This window comes from Blautia sp. NSJ-175 (assembly GCF_022867815.1).
Classification (GTDB): domain Bacteria; phylum Bacillota; class Clostridia; order Lachnospirales; family Lachnospiraceae; genus Blautia; species Blautia celeris.
The window spans coordinates 21,948-39,139 of the sequence record NZ_JALIFQ010000001.1; the positions used below are offsets into that span (position 1 = coordinate 21,948).

The following is a 17,192-nucleotide window of genomic DNA, read 5'->3' on the forward strand; positions in this document are numbered from 1 at the left end:
ATAAGTCAGATGGAGAAAGTATTGAGAGTGGGTGTGCTGGGCATGGGAAATATGGGAAAAGCCCATGCGCGCAGTATGATGAGAATGGAGAATGTGGAGATTGCAGGACTGTGTTCTTCTCCGGCAGATGATGCAGAGGCTTTTGCCCGTGAAAATCATCTGGACTGCGGGATTTATGATGACGGTTTCCGCATGATAGAGGAGGCAGACCTTGATGCACTTTATATCTGCCTGCCGCCTTTTGCCCACAGCGGACAGCTTGAAGCGGCAGCAGACAGGGGAATCCATGTATTTATTGAAAAGCCCATTGCCCTGGATGTGGAGAGAGGAAAATCCATGTCGGATGCAGTGGAGCGTAATCATATTGTTTCCCAGGTAGGATACCATATGAGATTTGGAAGTGCGGTCAGGAAATTTAAAGAGTATATGGAAAACGGTACTGCGGGAAAACCTACGCTTTACATGGCAGATTATGAGTGCAACAGCCTTCACGGGCCCTGGTGGCGTGATGTTTCAAAATGCGGCGGTCAGGTTTTTGAGCAGGTCATCCATCTGTATGATATGGGGCTTTATCTGATGGGGGATGCGGATTGTGTGAACGGACATATTGCGAATCTCTGCCATCAGGATGTGGAGGGTTATACCATTGAGGATACCAGTGTCTGCAGTATACATTTTAAAAATGGCGCTCTGGGTTCTATATGCGGTTCCAACTGTTCCGTAAAAGAACAGTGGAACGGCAGATTTCGGGTCATCTGTGAGCATATGACAGCGGATTTCACTGACCACAATCACGGTGTTTTTACTTTTACAGATGAGAAAGAGCCCCGTACAGAAACGGTTGCGGAGGAAGTGGATGCCACGTATCTGGAGGACTGCTGTTTTATAGACACTATACGGGGCAGAAGGGAAAATACGGCAGGTGTGCCGGAAGGTTTAAAAGGTCTGCGGCTGGTGAGCGCAGTGGTGGAATCATCAGGAAAAAACGGGGCATGTGTTGTGCCGGAATAAGAAAGAAATGACAAAAAGGAGAAGGTAAAATGACAGGAAAAGAGATTGTTTCAACAGAACCGAGAAAAGCATACCTCAGAGAATATGAAGATGTTCCGGTGAAAGAGAATGAGATTCGCGTGAAAGTAGAATTTGCCGCGGCAAAACACGGAACGGAGTTTACTCATTTCAGGGGTGAAGACCCATTTTTGGAAAATATTTTTGATGAAGAATATCTTCTTTTCAGAAAGAGCAAAGAGGCAGCAGAGAAACCATTTTTTATGCGCCCCGGAAATATGTGGATCGGTCATATCACAGAGATGGGAAAGGAAGTAAAGGGATTTGAAATCGGAGAGCGGATAGCCGGTTATGGCCCTCTCAAAAGTACCCACACCCTCAAGGCAGAGGAGGCATTTAAGATGCCGAAACGTATGACATGGAAGGAAGCTGTGTGCTATGACCCTGCACAGTTTGCCCTTGGAGGAATCCGGGACGGTCAGGTAAGGGTAGGAGATAATGTGGTGATCTCAGGTCTGGGAGCCATCGGCCTGCTCGCTGCACAGTTTGCAAGACTGGCGGGAGCGGCAATGGTGATTGTATGCGATCCTATCGAAAAGCGGAGAAATGTAGCATTGGAGAATGGGGCGGATCTGGCTCTCGATTCTTCCTCCGTGGATGTGGGATTTGAGATCAAGAAAGCAACCGGGAAACGTGGGGCTGATGTAGTGATAGAGACCAGCGGTAATTACCATGCGCTCCAGCAGGCGATCAGGGGTGTGGCTTATAACGGAAATGTAGCTGTCGTCGGATGGTATCACGAATGTCTGGGCGGCCTGAATCTCGGAAGGGAAGCACACTTTAACCAGCCCAACATCATTATATCAAGAGCCTGCAGTGAGCCGAACCGGGAATATCCCAGATGGAGCTTTGAAAGAATCTGTAACACCTGTTGGGATATGCTGGCAAAAGGCCTGCTGAAATGTGAAAATATTGTTGACCCGGTTGTGCCCATAGACAAGGCCGCTGAGACCTATATGAGTATTGACAGGAACCCGTCCAGCAGTGTAAAGATGGGAGTAGAATTTTAACTGAATAAAGTTGGTGTATAACGGCCGGCCGGAGACATCCTGCAGGCCGTTATTTTCATGTTTCCCTTCCCTCCGTTGGAAGATTGTGTTAAACTAGACAAAGAAAAAGAGTGAAAAGTTAAAAGTACCGGGATGTGCCCGGTCTGTGAGAGAACGATTAAGGGATAAAAAGATGAAGATTTTGAAAACGGCGGGGAAAGTCATAGCAGCACCTGTGCTTTTCTGTGTATTTTTGCTGGCAAGGTGTTTTCAGTTTTTTTTAAAGGTCTGCGGAGCTGTGGTAACATTTGTGTGCATTCTGGCAGCCGTGGTGCTGACCATCGGCGTGGTGGCACAGATCGCGCTGCAGATGCAGGGACGCGGTCCGGGTATCGCAGCGATCATCATCAGTGTCCTGGTGGCGGCTGTTCTGGCATACGTGCCGGGCGCCGGTGTAGGTGCCGTGATGGTTGTTCTGGAAGGTATCTGCAGCTGGATCATGAAGTTTTATAAAACAGCGCTGGAGAGCGTACATATTGTGCACAAAAAGACAGGATACAAATGGGCCGATTATGACTGGGACAGCAATAAAGTCTACAACAGTGTCAGGAATTCTGCCATTGGAGAGAGCGAGAGAAGGATACACTACTTTAAGGGTATCCACACCCAGGAGGAGTTAAAGCGGCGCGCCTGGGCACTGCTGAAGATCTACCAGCCGGACAACCGGTTTGGGGAGGATGAGATAACGAGAAGCATTATGGCGGAATATGATTATTTAAAAAAGAAGCTGCCCAAAAGCAGCAGCGAGGAGTGACAGCAGGCGCCTTCCGGCAGCAGTACACTTCGCCTCATGTACCGCGAAAAATGCAAAAAGTGCCAAAAGAATCCCTGCGGATGCGTTGACAAGCCTTTAAAAAAAGTTATAATAATAAATAGAGAATGTTAATTGCAACAGGAGTATGGTTGTTGTGTGTTTTGAATGTATGTATTCGTAACAGTTCAGCTGACTGAACCGTTATGAACAAATTAATGATTGTGTGGAGGATATGAAATGAAAGTATTAGTGGAAACATCTGCAAGACATTTACACTTATCCCAGGAACATCTGGAGATTCTGTTTGGCAAAGGCCATGAGCTGACTGTAAAGAAAATGCTGAGCCAGCCGGGACAGTTCGCATGTGAAGAAAAAGTTGAAGTGATCGGTTCCAAAGGCAGCCTGAAAATGTCTGTTTTAGGACCTGTAAGAAAAGATACTCAGGTTGAAGTATCCCTGACAGACGCAAGAAGCCTTGGCGTTGCTGCTCCTATCCGTGAGTCCGGCGATATCGCAGGCACAGGCGCATGTAAATTAGTTGGCCCGGAAGGTGAAGTAGAACTGACAGAGGGCGTTATTGCTGCAAAACGTCACGTACATATGACTCCGGAAGATGCTGAAAAAGCAGGCGTAAAAGACAAAGACATCGTTAAACTGGAAATCGAGTCTCCAAACGGAAGATCTCTTACATTCGGTGATGTAGTTGTACGTGTAAGCGCTTCTTATGCAACAGCAGCACACATTGATACAGATGAAGCCAACGCTTTGGCTCCTGGAAAAGAGTGCTACGGAGAAATGACGAAATAATCTGAGACTGACAGATCTGCGCCCGGTATTGACCGGGCGCTTTTTTTTATAAAATTACTATTTACATTACCCTTGACAGAATCCCCCGGTTCTGTTACGCTGAGAACATATTCAAAACGAAAGCGTTCTGCTTTTGATTTCTTCGCAGTTTCTGCGGTTTTCCATTTTTAACAAATCTATAAAAGGAAGTGGGTGAGGCTTTGGGCGAAGTCTGTCTTTTTGTATTGTATTTTCCATTCTAAAAAGATATAATAAAGGGAGAAATGTATGGGAGACATTGCATATCAAAATAAAGATATTGCACTTAAATATTTCGGCGATGCACTGAAGAATAAAAAACTGACTGTATATGGCCTGCCGCATATAAAAATAAAGGATTCTAGGCCTACAAACCTTCCTGCTATAGAAGCCAATGAGTTAAGGATAGATAATCTATTTATCCTTGAGGACGATTCCTATGCGCTGATCGATTATGAGAGCACTTTCGGGATTCAGGACATCATAAAATATGTAAACTACATAGCCAGGATCTTGAAACGTTTTATCAGACAGGAAAAAGGCCGGAGATCAGGAAAAGGCAGAAAAGCAGGTATTGGCAGAGGAGACGGTAAGGCTGGCGCAGGAGATCCGGGATGAGGAGCAGCGCATGCAGGCCCTTGCCGGAATCCTTACCTTTGCGGATAAGATCTTAGACAGGGATTATGCAAAAAGGATCAAGGAGGTGATAGGCATGAATAAGGTTGAACAGTTATTTTTTGATGAAGGAGTTGAGATGGGCATTGCCAGGGGCAGAGTAAAAGGTGCGGCAGAGGGCAGAGCGGAGCTGATCGGATGTATAAGAAAGAAGTTAAAAAAGGGCTATGCGGTGATTGAGATTGCTGAAGTATTGGAATTGGAGGCCTTATACGTCAGGAGAATAGCAGATCTGATACAAAATGAGCCCGAGGATTCTGATGTGGAGATTGCCGAGAAGCTGTTCCGGGAGGAGAGCGTGCAGCAGACCGCCGGATAAATCGGGAATGCTGATAAAATGTTATTATATGGTATAGGAAAGCCGAAGAAAGAAGATATTAATAGGGATATCTTTTTGCCTTCGGCTTTTTATATTGTCTTGAGGAAATACAAAGAATATAAATGACTGAGTATGAACGAATGTGGATATATATACTTGGATACACATTAAAACATTCAAAACTGTGCATATTGCACCAAAACGAGTCGCTATTTTCGTGAATTAATTTGATTGAATTTGAGCGAATATGGCTGTATAATACAGATAGTGAAAGAAAGAGATAACCGGAACAACCGGACAGGAGGGAAGCATATGATTTACACGGTCACATTCAATCCGTCACTGGATTATATCGTTTCCGTCGAGGATTTTCAGCTTGGTATGACGAACAGGACAGATTCCGAACTGCTGCTTCCGGGCGGCAAGGGCATCAATGTATCCACAGTGCTCATGAACCTGGGTATTGAGAATACAGCACTGGGATTTACCGCCGGATTCACCGGCGATGAGATCCGCAGGAAAGTGGAGGAGATTGGCGTGAAAGCGGACTTCATCCAGATAGAGAAGGGAGTCTCAAGGATCAATCTGAAGCTGAAATCCATTGACGGTACAGAGATTAACGGACAGGGGCCGGATATCGGGGAAGAAAAGGTGGAGGAGCTGCTTCAGCGGCTGGATGGCCTAAGTGAGGGGGATGTGCTTGTCTTTGCAGGCAGTATCCCGGCATCTATGCCGGATGATATTTACAGGGATATCATGAAGCGGCTCACCGGGAGAGGAATCATGATCGTGGTGGATGCCACCAGAGATCTGCTGGTCAATGTACTGGAGTATCACCCCTTCCTGATCAAGCCCAACAACCATGAACTGGGAGAGATATTCGGTACGGAGATCAAAACCAGGGAGGAAGTTCCCCCATACGCCAGAAAGCTGCAGGAAATGGGGGCTTGTAATGTGCTGGTTTCCATGGCAGGGCAGGGCGCGGTGCTGGCTGCTGCAGACGGAAGCTGCCATATGGCGCCTGCCCCAAAAGGGAGGCTTGTAAATGCAGTGGGAGCAGGGGATTCCATGGTGGCCGGATTTCTGGCCGGATGGATGGAAAAGAAAGATTATGTCCACGCATTTCATATGGGAATCGCGGCGGGAAGTGCCAGCGCGTTCTCGGAATACCTGGCGAAACGCGAGGAAATAGAAGCTGTCTATCAAACCATATAAAGGAAGGAAACGGGTATGAGAATAACAGATTTACTGGACAAGAGAAGTATTTCCCTGAATGGTGCCCCAAAAAGCAAGGAGGAGGCACTTGACCAGGTGGTCGCTCTGATGACAAAGAGCGGTAAGATCAATGACGAGGAGGCCTACAGAAAGCAGGTATATGCAAGGGAGGAGGAGAGCACCACAGGAATCGGTGAAGGAATCGCCATTCCTCACGGAAAATGTGACGCGGTTGACAGACCCGGCCTGGCGGCCATGGTTGTGAAGAACGGTGTTGACTTTGATGCCCTGGACGGGGAACCCGTGACTCTGATCTTTCTGATCGCGGCACCCAACACGGAAGACAATGTACATCTGGATGTGCTCAGCAAGCTTTCCGTTCTAATGATGGATGAAGATTTTTCAGACTCTCTCAGAAATGCAGGGTCTGTGGAAGAATTTCTGGAGATCATAGATAAGGCAGACGATGAAAAACCGGACATTGACCAGCGCCTGGCAGAACCCGCAGAGGAGCAGGGAGGGCAGGCTAAGATTCTGGCTGTTACCTCCTGTCCCACCGGCATTGCCCATACCTATATGGCGGCCGAGGGGATTGAGAAAGCAGCCAAAGCCAGAGGCTGTTTTGTCAAGGTGGAGACAAGAGGTTCCGGCGGTGCTAAAAATGTGCTGACAGACAGGGAAATCCAGGAAGCGGACTGCATCATTGTGGCCGCGGACGCACAGGTTCCCATGGACCGTTTTGACGGCAAAAAGGTGATTGAATGTCAGGTTTCAGACGGTATCAGCAAGGCAGACACACTGCTTGAGAGAGCGGTAAACGGGGATGCTCCTGTATACCACGCATCCGGTGCTGTGCAGAAGAGCTCTCAGACAAAGAGCGGCGGCAGTGTGGGACATCAGATTTATACACAGCTTATGAACGGCGTATCCCACATGCTTCCCTTTGTGGTGGGCGGCGGTATCCTGATTGCCATTGCGTTTTTGATCGACGGTTTCAGTGTGGATATGAATTCCCTGCCCATGGACCAGAGGGCGGATTTCGGTACCATCACACCGGTTGCAGCTCTGTTTAAAAGCATCGGCGGTACAGCATTTGCCTTCATGCTTACGGTTCTGGCGGGATTCATTGCCATGGCTGTCGGTGACAGGCCTGCCCTTGCGGTTGGCTTTGTAGGCGGCATGATCGCGTCCCAGGGACAATCCGGTTTTTTGGGCGCTCTGGCAGCGGGATTCGCGGCCGGTTATCTTATCCGTCTCCTTCGCAGGGTGTGTGATAAGCTTCCACAGGCCATCGAGAAGATTGCCCCGGTCCTGATCTATCCGGTTGTGGGGATTCTGGTTATGGGGCTGCTCATGACATTTGTGGTGGAACCCATCATGGGCGGTATCAACACAGCCCTGAACAATGGATTGACAAGTATGAGCGGTTCCAGTAAGATTATTTTAGGATTGATTTTGGGCGCCATGATGGCCATTGATATGGGAGGTCCTTTCAACAAGGCAGCCTATGTATTCGGAACAGCGTCCATCGCGGCGGGAAATTATGATATTATGGCAGCGGTTATGATCGGCGGTATGACACCTCCCTGTGCCATCGCTCTTGCAACACTGCTGTTTAAGAATAAATTTACGAGAGAACAGAGGGAGGCAGGCCCCACCAACTTTATCATGGGTCTGGCATTTATCACAGAGGGAGCCATTCCCTTTGCGGCTTCCGATCCCCTCCATGTGATTCCCGCATGTATGATCGGCTCCGGTGCTGCCGGGGCGCTGAGTATGCTCTTTAACTGTACACTGATGGCTCCCCACGGCGGAATCTTTGTTTTCCCTGTGGTTGGAAATGCGGTAATGTATCTGGTGGCGCTTGTGGCCGGAACTATTGTTTCTGCCGGGCTGCTGGGCGTTTTTAAGAAGAAAGTAAATGAATAAATAATCATAAAAGGAGAGAAAGATCATGAAAGAATTTAAGTACACCATCACAGACCCGGAAGGCATCCATGCACGTCCCGCAGGAGAGCTGGTTAAAGTTGCAAAAGGATTTGCCAGCAGCATCAAACTTGCAAAGGATGGAAAAGAAGGAGACTGCAAGCGGATTTTCGGTATCATGGGCCTTGGCGTGAAAAAAGGACAGGAAGTGACCCTGACATTTGACGGCGAAGACGAGGATGCCGCATATGAGGCAGTGAGCACATTTATGCAGGAAAATCTGTAATCAAAGCAAAATGAGTAAGAAATAGTTTAAAATACATTTGGGTAGGCAAGAAGCTGCTGCAGAGGAAAGCTGCAGCAGCTTTTTTCAGGTTACTGATCACACGCGGCTGTCCCGCCATGCACGGAGTGAACAGCAGCATTTTTCAGGCAGGAACATGTCAGAAAGGAGTACAGGGATGAAGGAATATAGAGGAAAAAGTGTATTTGGCGGTATTGCAATTGGAAAGATATGTGTATACCGGAAAGGGGAACAGCAGGTCAAACGCGTAAAGACAGAGGATACCGACGATGAGATGCAGCGCTACACCCGGGCAAAGGAGGAGGCAGTCAGTCAGCTGAAAGGCCTGTATGATAAGGCAGTAAAGGAAGTGGGGGAGGCGAATGCCGCTATATTTGAGATCCATCAGATGATGCTTGAGGATGATGACTATAATGAATCTGTCGAAAATATTATCAGGACACAGAAGGTCAATGCAGAGTACGCCGTCGCAGCGACCAGCGACAACTTTTCCCAGATGTTTGCCTCCATGGAGGATGAATATATGAGAGAGCGGGCTGCTGATGTAAAAGACATTTCCGAGCGTATCCTGGCAGTTCTGGGAGGCGGGTCGAAAAGTACGGTGAACACAGAGGAACCGGTGATTATCCTGGCGGATGATCTGGCGCCCTCCGAGACAGTGCAGCTTGATAAAGATAAGGTCCTCTCCTTTGTCACCGTCCACGGTTCCGTAAATTCCCATACTGCCATTCTGGCCCGTACCATGGGGATCCCTGCTCTTATCGGAACCGACATCCCTCTGGATGACCGTGTGGACGGAAAGCTTGCTGTAGTGGACGGCGCGGACGGCACAGTCTATGTGGACCCTGACCCGGAAATCCTTACTGAAATGCAGAAACGCCGGCAGGAGGAAGAGGAGAAAAAAGAACTTCTCCAGCAGTTAAAAGGAAAAGAAAATATAACGCTTGACGGTAAAAAAGTCATGCTATATGCTAATATTGGAAATATAAAAGATCTGGCTACTGTTGTACAGAATGATGCCGGCGGAATCGGCCTTTTCAGAAGTGAATTCATCTATCTGGAGAAGGAGGATTACCCCACCGAGGAGGAACAGTTTAAGATTTACAAAACGGTGGCTGAGACCATGGCCGGAAAGCGCGTGATCATCCGCACCCTGGATATCGGCGCCGACAAAAAATGCGGTTATTTTCATATGGATGATGAGGATAATCCGGCTCTGGGATACCGGGCCATCCGCATCTGCCTCACTCGCCCCCAGGTGTTCAAGACACAGCTCCGGGCTCTGTTCCGGGCTGCTGTCTACGGGAATCTGGCGGTCATGTATCCCATGATAACAAGCCTTTGGGAGATTAGGAGGATAAAGGAGATCGTGGAGGAAGTGAAAGCAGAGCTGGAGGAGCAGAATATGGATTACCGGATACCGGAACAGGGTATCATGATAGAAACGCCCGCAGCGGTCATGGTAAGCGCGGACCTGGCAGAAGAGGTGGACTTTTTCAGCATCGGCACCAATGACCTGACCCAGTATACCCTGGCTGTGGACCGTCAGAATCCACAACTGGATGCGTTCTATGATCCCCACCATCCTGCAGTCCTGGCCATGATTCGGATGACTGTGGAAAATGCCCACAGGGCAGGTATCTGGGCAGGAATCTGCGGAGAGCTGGGTGCGGACCTGACTCTGACCAGGGAGTTTCTGGCCATGGGAGTGGATGAACTCTCTGTTTCGCCCGGACGGATTCTCCCCATCCGCAAAATCGTTCTGGAGACAGATGTAGAAGAATACAAGAGGAAGAAAAATGCTGACTGAGAAACGTTTTGAAGAGATACTGAAGCTTCTGGATGAAAAGAAAAGTATAACGGTCACGGAGATAAAGGAAATGCTGAATACATCAGAATCCACCATTCGCCGTGACCTGACAGCCCTCGACCGGGCAGGAAAGCTGGTAAAGGTGTTCGGCGGTGCCGTGGCGGTGGATGCTGCGTTTACGGCTGCGGAGCCTTCCGTGGCCCAGAAAGTCGGTGTGAACAAGGAAGAAAAGCAGACCATAGCCCGCTATGCCGCCTCTCTGCTTGTACCGGATGATTTTATCTATCTGGACGCAGGGACGACCACAGGATACATGATCGACTATGTCACAGAGAGATCCGTAACCTTTGTGACAAACGCGGTATCCCACGCACAGCGCCTGGCAGCCCTGGATTTCCGTGTCCTTTTGATCGGCGGGGAACTGAAGGGCACCACAGAGGCGGTAGTGGGAAATCAGGCAATCTTAAGCCTCCAGAACTTTCACTTTACAAAAGGTTTCTTCGGCACAAACGGAGTCAGCAGAAAAGCAGGCTACACCACACCGGACTGCAATGAGGCCCTGGTGAAGAAAACTGCCCTGGAACAGTCCGGAAAACGCTATATCCTGGCGGATGCGGCAAAGTTCGGGAATATCAGCTCTGTCACATTTGCACCCTTTGAATCTGCGGAGGTCCTGACCGACCGGGAACCGCCGGAATCTTTTGCAGGGTGCAGGAATGTTTTGAGCATTAAATAGATAGGGGTTATATTCCATACGTGATTTCCTTTGATTATCAAAAGTTTTGATTGTTTTATATATATAAATCATATATAATAGAATCAAACATAACAAAGGAGTGATAAAGTGGAACCTTATGAAGTCTTTCATGACGTCCTGGTCAATCTTTTCCAGGAAATTATGGATATAGAAGAGAAGGCCCTTATTACTTCTGAATTCAAAGATATTTCCGTAAACGACATGCACATTTTAGAAGCAATCGGAGTGAACAGCGCCCGAAACATGTCATCCGTGGCAAAGACCCTGTCCGTGACCGTGGGAACCCTGACGATTGCCATAAACAGCCTGGTGAAAAAAGGATATGTGAACCGAGTCAGAAGTGAGGAGGACCGTCGGGTGGTGCTCATATCCCTGACAAAAAAGGGAGAAAAGGCCAATACCCACCATATGAAATTCCATGACGGAATGATTCAGGCTCTGATGAAGGACCTGGATGAAGAGCAGCAGAAAATACTGGTGAAGTCATTGCTGAATCTGAGAAAATTCTTTGATTCCTACAGGGATAAGAAAGAATAGAAATTTCAAAAATGCCGTAAGAACAGACTGCATCTCTGCAGACTGTTTTTACGGCATCTCTTTTTACTGTTTATATTCCATGAGCAGATATTTTTTCAAAACAGGAAACTGTGCAGGTCCCAGTTCCAGAATGTATCGGTGAAATTCCTTTAACTGGAAGGACTTCCCGGCAGCCGTCTGCGCTTCTTTTTTCAAATCCATAAAGTTCAGATATCCCAGATAGTATTTCAGATAATTCCCCGGATTTTCCACTATATACTGGAAGATTTCCCTGCAGGTATCCTGTGAGGCGATTCCGAAAGAGTTCAGTGTCTTTGTCACTGTCCCCAGGTCCCAGCCATGGTCATGGATGCCAATGTCCAGCAGGGAATAGAGGCAAAGGCTCACGGAGCGGTTCAGCCACAGAAGTTCCATCAGGGAATCATCCAGTTTCAGATATTCTGCGCCGTACCCATAGGACAGGGATTCCACGTAAGTGGCCCAGCCCTCCACATAACCGCCGAAACTCAGGAGATGCCGTATATCATCCGGTTCTGTTTTTCCGAAATACAATGTCTGGTACAAATGACCCGGAAATCCCTCGTGCGCCAGTGTAGTGAAGAGTTCCGCCTCGCTTACCTGACTGCTCTTGTTGATATAGATGATATTGGGACTCAGGGTATCGGCCGGTGGTGTGAGGTAAAAGGCAGGGCTGGAAAAGTTCTCCATGGATTCATGCACATATTTTACCTTGTAGGCAGGCTTTCCGCTGTCGGGGAAATCTTCGCAGATGGCTTTGTTCAGGTAATCAAGCATCTGTGCCGGCGTACTGCTGCAGGTTTCCGGCAGGGAGGAGGCATCTGCCAGCAATTTGGGATTGGATACAATCAGGCTCTGCATTTTTTTATAATCGGTCAGGAGTTGTGTGTAGAGCCGTTCTTCGATTTCCTTGATGGTCCTGTAATCCCCGGTTTCACTGCGGATCAGATATCGGTAGTATGATGTCCCTCCAGGGAGATTGGACAACCCTCCGGAATTTGTTCCGTTTCCCTTTAAGTCAGCCAGACCTTTGGCCAGGGACTGATAGGCAGGGAAGACACGTTTGGCCATGATTTTTTCATGCATTTTTATGTAAGAGTCAGCCTGCTTCTGAGTCATGGCTTTCCGGGAGACAAATCCCTTTATCTTATCCTTAAACATGGTGGAAAGATAATTGGCGGACAGGTCTTCTGTGAACGCATTGCACTGGGCAATGATGCGGTCCACGCTGGTATCACTCATAAACAGGCCTTCTTCTGCCTTTTTCTTTTCAAATTCCAGGATCTCGTCAAAATATCCGGTCATGGAGGAGAGAAGTGTAAAGTAATCCTTGATATCATCAGAGGTGCGGAAAGTATATTCCGCCAAAAGTACAGGAAGCTGGGACTGGATGCCCAGATTGGGGCTCAGCGGTTCCTGCAGCATATAATTATCTTTTATGGAAAGCTGTGTGGTAAAGTCAAGCTTCAGGATGTCGTAGGTGATACGGTTGTCTTTGGACAGCTCTTTGTAGGTGAACTTTTCCAGATTTTTCTTGTATTCCTCCACGGAATCATAGCTGTCCTTTAGTTTATCCGGGTCCATGGAACCCAGCTTGATCGGATAATTCTTTATCCCGTATTTTTCAGGATAGGCCAGAGTATAATGGAGGTTTAAGGTGTTGGATTTCACCTCCTCGGTAAAAAGCTGATGTGTAAATTTTTCAAAACGGGCATCTTCTGTAAGAAAGCGGTCTTTTTGGGTATAAATAATAAGGAAGAGGAAGACAGCCAGGACAATAAAACCGGGGACCAGAAATCTCTTCTTGGAAGATAAGAATTTTTTCAAAAGATGCTCCTTGGATGATACTTGAGAACTCTTTAACAGTTTATGAAAAAATCAGGCATGTATGCGTATTTTCATTGTAAAAGGGCACGGGGATGTGATAAACTTTTGGTAGTGGATGTAAAGGAGGTGACTGGTTTGAAGAAGAAGTTATGTATGGTATGCCTGCTGGCAGCGTTTCTGACGGCGGGCTGTACACAGAACGGGCAGGAACCCGCGCCTGAAGATGAGGACGTGATGACACTGCCGGATGAAGAACAAGCAGATGAGGAGACAAAAGAAGAACAAAAAGAATACAGCGTGGAGCTTTCAGATAAACTTTCAGATTTTCAGTTTTCCATCAATGAGACGGTCTACACACTTCCGGCAAAGCTGCAGGAGTGGAAGAATGCCGGCTGGACCTATGAGAAGGACAACGGCAAAAAAGCCCTTGATCCGGAATCTTTCCTGGAAAGTGAGACGCTGGACAGTGAGGGCGGTTCCCTTACAGCGGATATTGTCAACCTGGACGGGGAGAAGAAACTGCTTGGTGAATGCTATGTAGGCGGTGTACAGCTTGAGAGCGGGGAGGATGACAGCCGTGTCTACCAGCTTCCGGGAAAAATCAGGATGGGAATCTCCACTTTGGATGAAGTCACAGAGGCATACGGCATGCCGACGGACCAGTATGAAGAAAAGGATAATATCTACCTGACTTATGAATATGGAATTTACAAGCAGGCTGATCTTGTATTTGACGTACAGGATGAGATACTGTATAAGGCAGTGCTGAAAAATTACAGAGAGCCTGAGGATAGTAATGAAGAGGTAAGTAAAGAGACCCCGGCGGAGGTGCTGAGCTATCAGGCACCGGGAGCATTTCCGGAGGACATCATGGAGTTTGTGGTGCGGTACGGGGGCGATTTCTATAAGCTTCCGGCTCCGGTCTCAGAATTTACGAAGAACGGGTGGGAGATTTTGGAGGATGGTTCAGACAGCATTGTTAAGAGCGGCCGCCATGGTTATGTGACGCTGGAGCGTGACGGACAGACCCTGTATGCAGTGGTGAACAATTACGCTGATCTGGCAGTCCCTCTGGAAAACAGTTTTGTTATCAGCGTGCACGGCGACTTTGATGTCACCAAAGTATCTGTGGAGATTTACAGGGGAATCACCTTGGGTATGAGTGAAGAGACTATGAAAGCTCTGCTTGGTGATAATGTATATGAGACGGAGGAGCTGGACAATGGTGTTTCCTATTTTATCTACGCAGATGAGGCAAAACAGAATTACACCAGGATCTTTGTGGATAAGGACCTGAAGCTGGTCAGAGAAATAGAACTGTCCAACAGCCCGGACACACTTTCTGCGGCGGCCATCGGTACGCCAAAGGAAGAGCCGGACAGCGTGGATGCCGCGGCGATGTACGGGGATGACGATTTTCCCAGTGACGCAGGCGAAGAATAAAGAACAGAGGTAAAACAAAATGGAGCAGAAAATATACGACATCATCATCATCGGTTCAGGCCCGGCAGGGCTTTGTGCAGCGATTTATGCCAAACGGGCACAGCTTGATATGCTGGTCATTGAGAAAGATTTCTCCAGCGGGGGGCAGATGGTGAAGACCTACGAGGTGGACAATTATCCGGGACTTCCGGGGATGAGCGGCTATGATATGGCGGAAGCTTTTCGAGGCCATGCGGATAAACTGGGTGCGGTATTTGTCAGGGAGAATGTGAAAGAGGTACAGACAGCGGGTGAACTGAAGAAAATAATCACAAATAAAAACCAGTACCTTACAAGAACCCTTGTTATTGCGGCAGGTGCCCGGCACAGGACACTGGGAATCCCCGGTGAGGAGGAATTTTCCGGAATGGGTGTTTCCTACTGTGCTACCTGTGACGGCGCATTTTTCAAGGATGGGGTCACGGCTGTGATCGGCGGCGGCGATGTGGCGGTGGAGGATGCCATTTTCCTGTCCAGGATTTGTAAAAAAGTGTATCTGATTCACCGCAGAGATGAACTTCGGGCAGCAGGTATTTTGCAGGAAAGCGTAAAGGCTATTGAAAACGTGGAGATTGTGTGGGATACTATTCCGAGGGAAATCAGGGGCACAGACCAGGTGCAGAGTCTCGCAGTAGAAAATGTAAAGACAGGGGAGACGAAGGAGCTTGCCGTTGACGGTGTATTTATCGCAGTGGGTATCCTGCCTAACACAGAGGAATACGGCAGTCTTGTAAAATTAAACGAAGCCGGCTATATAGAGGCGGGAGAAGACTGTGCATCCAGCGTTCCGGGTATCTTTGCAGCCGGTGACATACGGACAAAACAACTGCGCCAGATCGTGACAGCAGCGGCAGATGGAGCCAACGCGGTGGATTCTGCCCAGAAATACCTGATGGAACAGAAATTATGAAAAAAATATAAGAAACATTCAGTCAGGTCCGGGCATTTACTGCACAGACCGTACAGCAGTATGATAAAGGAGGAATTACAAATGAAAAACATGAAGGTTCTGGCAGAGGAAATACTCCAGGGAAAATACGATGAGATTCTGAAAGAGATCTATGTGGATGAAAGCGTTCTGGATTACCAGAGAAAACGTTATAAAAAGGCAATTGAAGAATTTGAGAAAATTTTTGGCGAGAGTGATGTGGAAATCTACAGCGCTCCCGGCAGATGTGAAGTCGGAGGCAACCATACAGACCATCAGAACGGCATGGTTTTGGCTACATCCATTAACCAGGACGCGCTGGCTGTTGTGGGCAGATCAGAGGATGGCATGATCCATGTGCTCTCAGACGGATATGAGATGGTGGATGTGGATGTCAATGATCTGGAAGAGCGTTACGATGAGGAGGGCACAACGGCTGCCCTGGTACGTGGTGTTGCAGCCGAGTTAAAGGCAAGAGGGTATGAAGTACAGGGGTACAATGCTTATATTGTCAGTGATGTTCTGATCGGTGCGGGCCTGTCATCCTCTGCAGCGTTTGAGGTTATCCTTGGAACTATCATATCCGGCCTCTTTAATGAAGGCAGTATTGATCCGGTTGTGATCGCGCAGACAGGACAGTATGCGGAAAATGTTTATTTTGGAAAACCATGCGGCCTGATGGATCAGATGGCATGTTCCGTAGGCGGTATGATCCATATTGATTTTAAAGAGCCGGGCAGTCCGGTTGTGGAAAAGGTCCCCTCAGATTTTGAATCTTACCAGTACAGCATGTGTATTGTGGATACAAAAGCTTCCCACGCGGATATGGGGGATGACTATGCATCTATCCCGGAAGAGATGAAAAAAGTGGCAAAATTCTTTGGAAAGTCGTATCTGCGCGAGGTTGAGGAGGATGACTTTTACAAACAGATCTCTGGCCTGAGAAGTGTGCTGGGGGACCGTCCTATCCTGCGTGCGCTTCATTTCTTTGAGGAGGAGAGAAGAGTTGAGGGAGAGGTAAAGGCTCTGCGAGATGGGGATTTCAAAGAATTTCTGGAATTGGTAAAGGATTCCGGCAACTCTTCCTTTAAGTATCTCCAGAATATCTACAACAGCACCAATGTGCAGAAGCAGGCGATGTCTATTGCGCTCGCTGTCAGTGATAAGATTCTGAGAAAGCATGGAGTATCACGGGTACACGGCGGAGGATTCGCCGGTACCATTGAAATTTTTGTGGAAAACAGTTTTGTGGATGAGTATAAGGCCAGAATGGACAGGGTCTTCGGAAAAGGTTCCTGCCAGATTCTGAAGGTTCGTCAGTCAGGCGGAAGAAGAGTTTTATAATGATCTGATTAGGTGCTGCACCGGATAAATCCCTGATAGGGAGTGTCCGGTGCAGTTTTTATATAGGGGATATGTTATGGGGGATTGAGGTGTAGGGATGATGGGGATATAGATTCAGGAATGAATTCAGGAGTAGATTCAGGAGCAGGTTCAGGAATAAGTTCAAGTATAGGTTCAGGTATAGCTTTCAGGAATAGATTCAGGTATAGGTTCAGGTATAGGTTCAGTTAGTGTTTAGAGGGGGAATTCATGTAAGGAAAATAGAAATATGGTTTACACTGGTTTACGTAATTTTACTGTCGGGTTACATAACGAAATCTGGGACATGGGGATGCCGTCGAAGAGGGAAAATTG

At 47.8% G+C, this 17,192-nt stretch carries 16 protein-coding genes; 15 read left to right on the forward strand and 1 reads right to left on the reverse strand.

The features are described 5' to 3' along the window. The first annotated feature begins 9 nt into the window (after positions 1–9). The 12 genes from MUB35_RS00120 to MUB35_RS00175 all read left to right on the forward strand — a co-directional run bounded on the left by MUB35_RS00120 (position 10) and on the right by MUB35_RS00175 (position 11,239). Positions 10–1,011: a Gfo/Idh/MocA family protein gene (locus MUB35_RS00120; protein ID WP_148391924.1), complete on the forward strand. Its 1,002-nt coding sequence runs from the start codon at positions 10–12 to the stop codon at positions 1,009–1,011. Positions 1,012–1,040: 29 nt separating this feature from the next. Further along, positions 1,041–2,078, forward strand: coding sequence for a zinc-dependent alcohol dehydrogenase (locus MUB35_RS00125; protein WP_033142120.1), 1,038 nt, complete (start codon positions 1,041–1,043; stop codon positions 2,076–2,078). Positions 2,079–2,250: 172 nt separating this feature from the next. After that, positions 2,251–2,871: a hypothetical protein gene (locus MUB35_RS00130; protein ID WP_103731210.1), complete on the forward strand. Its 621-nt coding sequence runs from the start codon at positions 2,251–2,253 to the stop codon at positions 2,869–2,871. Between the two features lie 237 nt (positions 2,872–3,108). Next, complete coding sequence (locus MUB35_RS00135) at positions 3,109–3,678, forward strand: PduL/EutD family phosphate acyltransferase (protein ID WP_033142122.1); 570 nt, start codon at positions 3,109–3,111, stop codon at positions 3,676–3,678. A 267-nt stretch (positions 3,679–3,945) separates the two neighbouring features. After that, a complete protein-coding gene (locus MUB35_RS00140; protein WP_054350424.1) occupies positions 3,946–4,314 on the forward strand; it encodes a hypothetical protein in 369 nt (122 codons plus the stop codon). Beyond that, positions 4,271–4,690 (forward strand): hypothetical protein, encoded by a 420-nt coding sequence (locus tag MUB35_RS00145; protein ID WP_186970992.1) that lies wholly within the window; start codon positions 4,271–4,273, stop codon positions 4,688–4,690. Before MUB35_RS00140 ends, MUB35_RS00145 begins: the two co-directional genes overlap by 44 nt. A 312-nt stretch (positions 4,691–5,002) precedes the next feature. Beyond that, positions 5,003–5,905 (forward strand): 1-phosphofructokinase, encoded by a 903-nt coding sequence (gene pfkB / locus MUB35_RS00150; RefSeq protein ID WP_054350427.1) that lies wholly within the window; start codon positions 5,003–5,005, stop codon positions 5,903–5,905. Between the two features lie 15 nt (positions 5,906–5,920). Next, entirely contained in the window at positions 5,921–7,834 is a 1,914-nt protein-coding gene (locus MUB35_RS00155) for a PTS fructose transporter subunit IIABC (protein WP_186970991.1), read from the forward strand. A gap of 25 nt (positions 7,835–7,859) precedes the next feature. After that, positions 7,860–8,117, forward strand: a complete 258-nt coding sequence (locus MUB35_RS00160) for an HPr family phosphocarrier protein (RefSeq protein ID WP_033142125.1) — start codon at positions 7,860–7,862, stop codon at positions 8,115–8,117. Positions 8,118–8,292: 175 nt separating this feature from the next. Beyond that, positions 8,293–9,945 (forward strand): phosphoenolpyruvate--protein phosphotransferase, encoded by a 1,653-nt coding sequence (ptsP, locus tag MUB35_RS00165; protein ID WP_033142126.1) that lies wholly within the window; start codon positions 8,293–8,295, stop codon positions 9,943–9,945. Next, on the forward strand, positions 9,935–10,681 hold the full coding sequence (locus MUB35_RS00170; RefSeq protein ID WP_148391922.1) for a DeoR/GlpR family DNA-binding transcription regulator: 747 nt from the start codon (positions 9,935–9,937) through the stop codon (positions 10,679–10,681). The genes ptsP and MUB35_RS00170 overlap by 11 nt, the downstream gene beginning before the upstream one ends. A gap of 108 nt (positions 10,682–10,789) precedes the next feature. After that, the gene (locus MUB35_RS00175; protein ID WP_033142134.1) at positions 10,790–11,239 is read left to right on the forward strand and encodes a MarR family winged helix-turn-helix transcriptional regulator; all 450 of its coding nucleotides are present in this window, start codon (positions 10,790–10,792) and stop codon (positions 11,237–11,239) included. Between the two features lie 63 nt (positions 11,240–11,302). Here the strand turns inward: MUB35_RS00175 and MUB35_RS00180 are convergent, their stop codons facing one another. After that, positions 11,303–13,084 (reverse strand): DUF885 domain-containing protein, encoded by a 1,782-nt coding sequence (locus MUB35_RS00180; protein WP_148391921.1) that lies wholly within the window; start codon positions 13,082–13,084, stop codon positions 11,303–11,305. 126 nt (positions 13,085–13,210) lie between these two features. Here MUB35_RS00180 and MUB35_RS00185 point away from each other — a divergent pair, with 126 nt between their 5' ends. The 3 genes from MUB35_RS00185 to MUB35_RS00195 all read left to right on the forward strand — a co-directional run bounded on the left by MUB35_RS00185 (position 13,211) and on the right by MUB35_RS00195 (position 16,838). Next, on the forward strand, positions 13,211–14,527 hold the full coding sequence (locus tag MUB35_RS00185; protein WP_243128794.1) for a hypothetical protein: 1,317 nt from the start codon (positions 13,211–13,213) through the stop codon (positions 14,525–14,527). 19 nt (positions 14,528–14,546) lie between these two features. Further along, positions 14,547–15,476, forward strand: coding sequence for a thioredoxin-disulfide reductase (gene trxB, locus MUB35_RS00190; protein ID WP_148391920.1), 930 nt, complete (start codon positions 14,547–14,549; stop codon positions 15,474–15,476). Between the two features lie 81 nt (positions 15,477–15,557). Then, positions 15,558–16,838: a galactokinase gene (locus MUB35_RS00195; RefSeq protein ID WP_148391919.1), complete on the forward strand. Its 1,281-nt coding sequence runs from the start codon at positions 15,558–15,560 to the stop codon at positions 16,836–16,838. Positions 16,839–17,192: the final 354 nt, after the last annotated feature.

Coding starts and splice junctions, on each gene's coding strand:
- MUB35_RS00195 (WP_148391919.1), top strand. CDS start 15,558: ATGAAAAACATGAAGGTTCTGGCAGAGGAAATACTCCAGGGAAAATAC.
- pfkB (WP_054350427.1), top strand. CDS start 5,003: ATGATTTACACGGTCACATTCAATCCGTCACTGGATTATATCGTTTCC.
- MUB35_RS00160 (WP_033142125.1), top strand. CDS start 7,860: ATGAAAGAATTTAAGTACACCATCACAGACCCGGAAGGCATCCATGCA.
- MUB35_RS00140 (WP_054350424.1), top strand. CDS start 3,946: ATGGGAGACATTGCATATCAAAATAAAGATATTGCACTTAAATATTTC.
- MUB35_RS00130 (WP_103731210.1), top strand. CDS start 2,251: ATGAAGATTTTGAAAACGGCGGGGAAAGTCATAGCAGCACCTGTGCTT.
- MUB35_RS00135 (WP_033142122.1), top strand. CDS start 3,109: ATGAAAGTATTAGTGGAAACATCTGCAAGACATTTACACTTATCCCAG.
- trxB (WP_148391920.1), top strand. CDS start 14,547: ATGGAGCAGAAAATATACGACATCATCATCATCGGTTCAGGCCCGGCA.
- MUB35_RS00155 (WP_186970991.1), top strand. CDS start 5,921: ATGAGAATAACAGATTTACTGGACAAGAGAAGTATTTCCCTGAATGGT.
- MUB35_RS00125 (WP_033142120.1), top strand. CDS start 1,041: ATGACAGGAAAAGAGATTGTTTCAACAGAACCGAGAAAAGCATACCTC.
- MUB35_RS00120 (WP_148391924.1), top strand. CDS start 10: ATGGAGAAAGTATTGAGAGTGGGTGTGCTGGGCATGGGAAATATGGGA.
- MUB35_RS00170 (WP_148391922.1), top strand. CDS start 9,935: ATGCTGACTGAGAAACGTTTTGAAGAGATACTGAAGCTTCTGGATGAA.
- ptsP (WP_033142126.1), top strand. CDS start 8,293: ATGAAGGAATATAGAGGAAAAAGTGTATTTGGCGGTATTGCAATTGGA.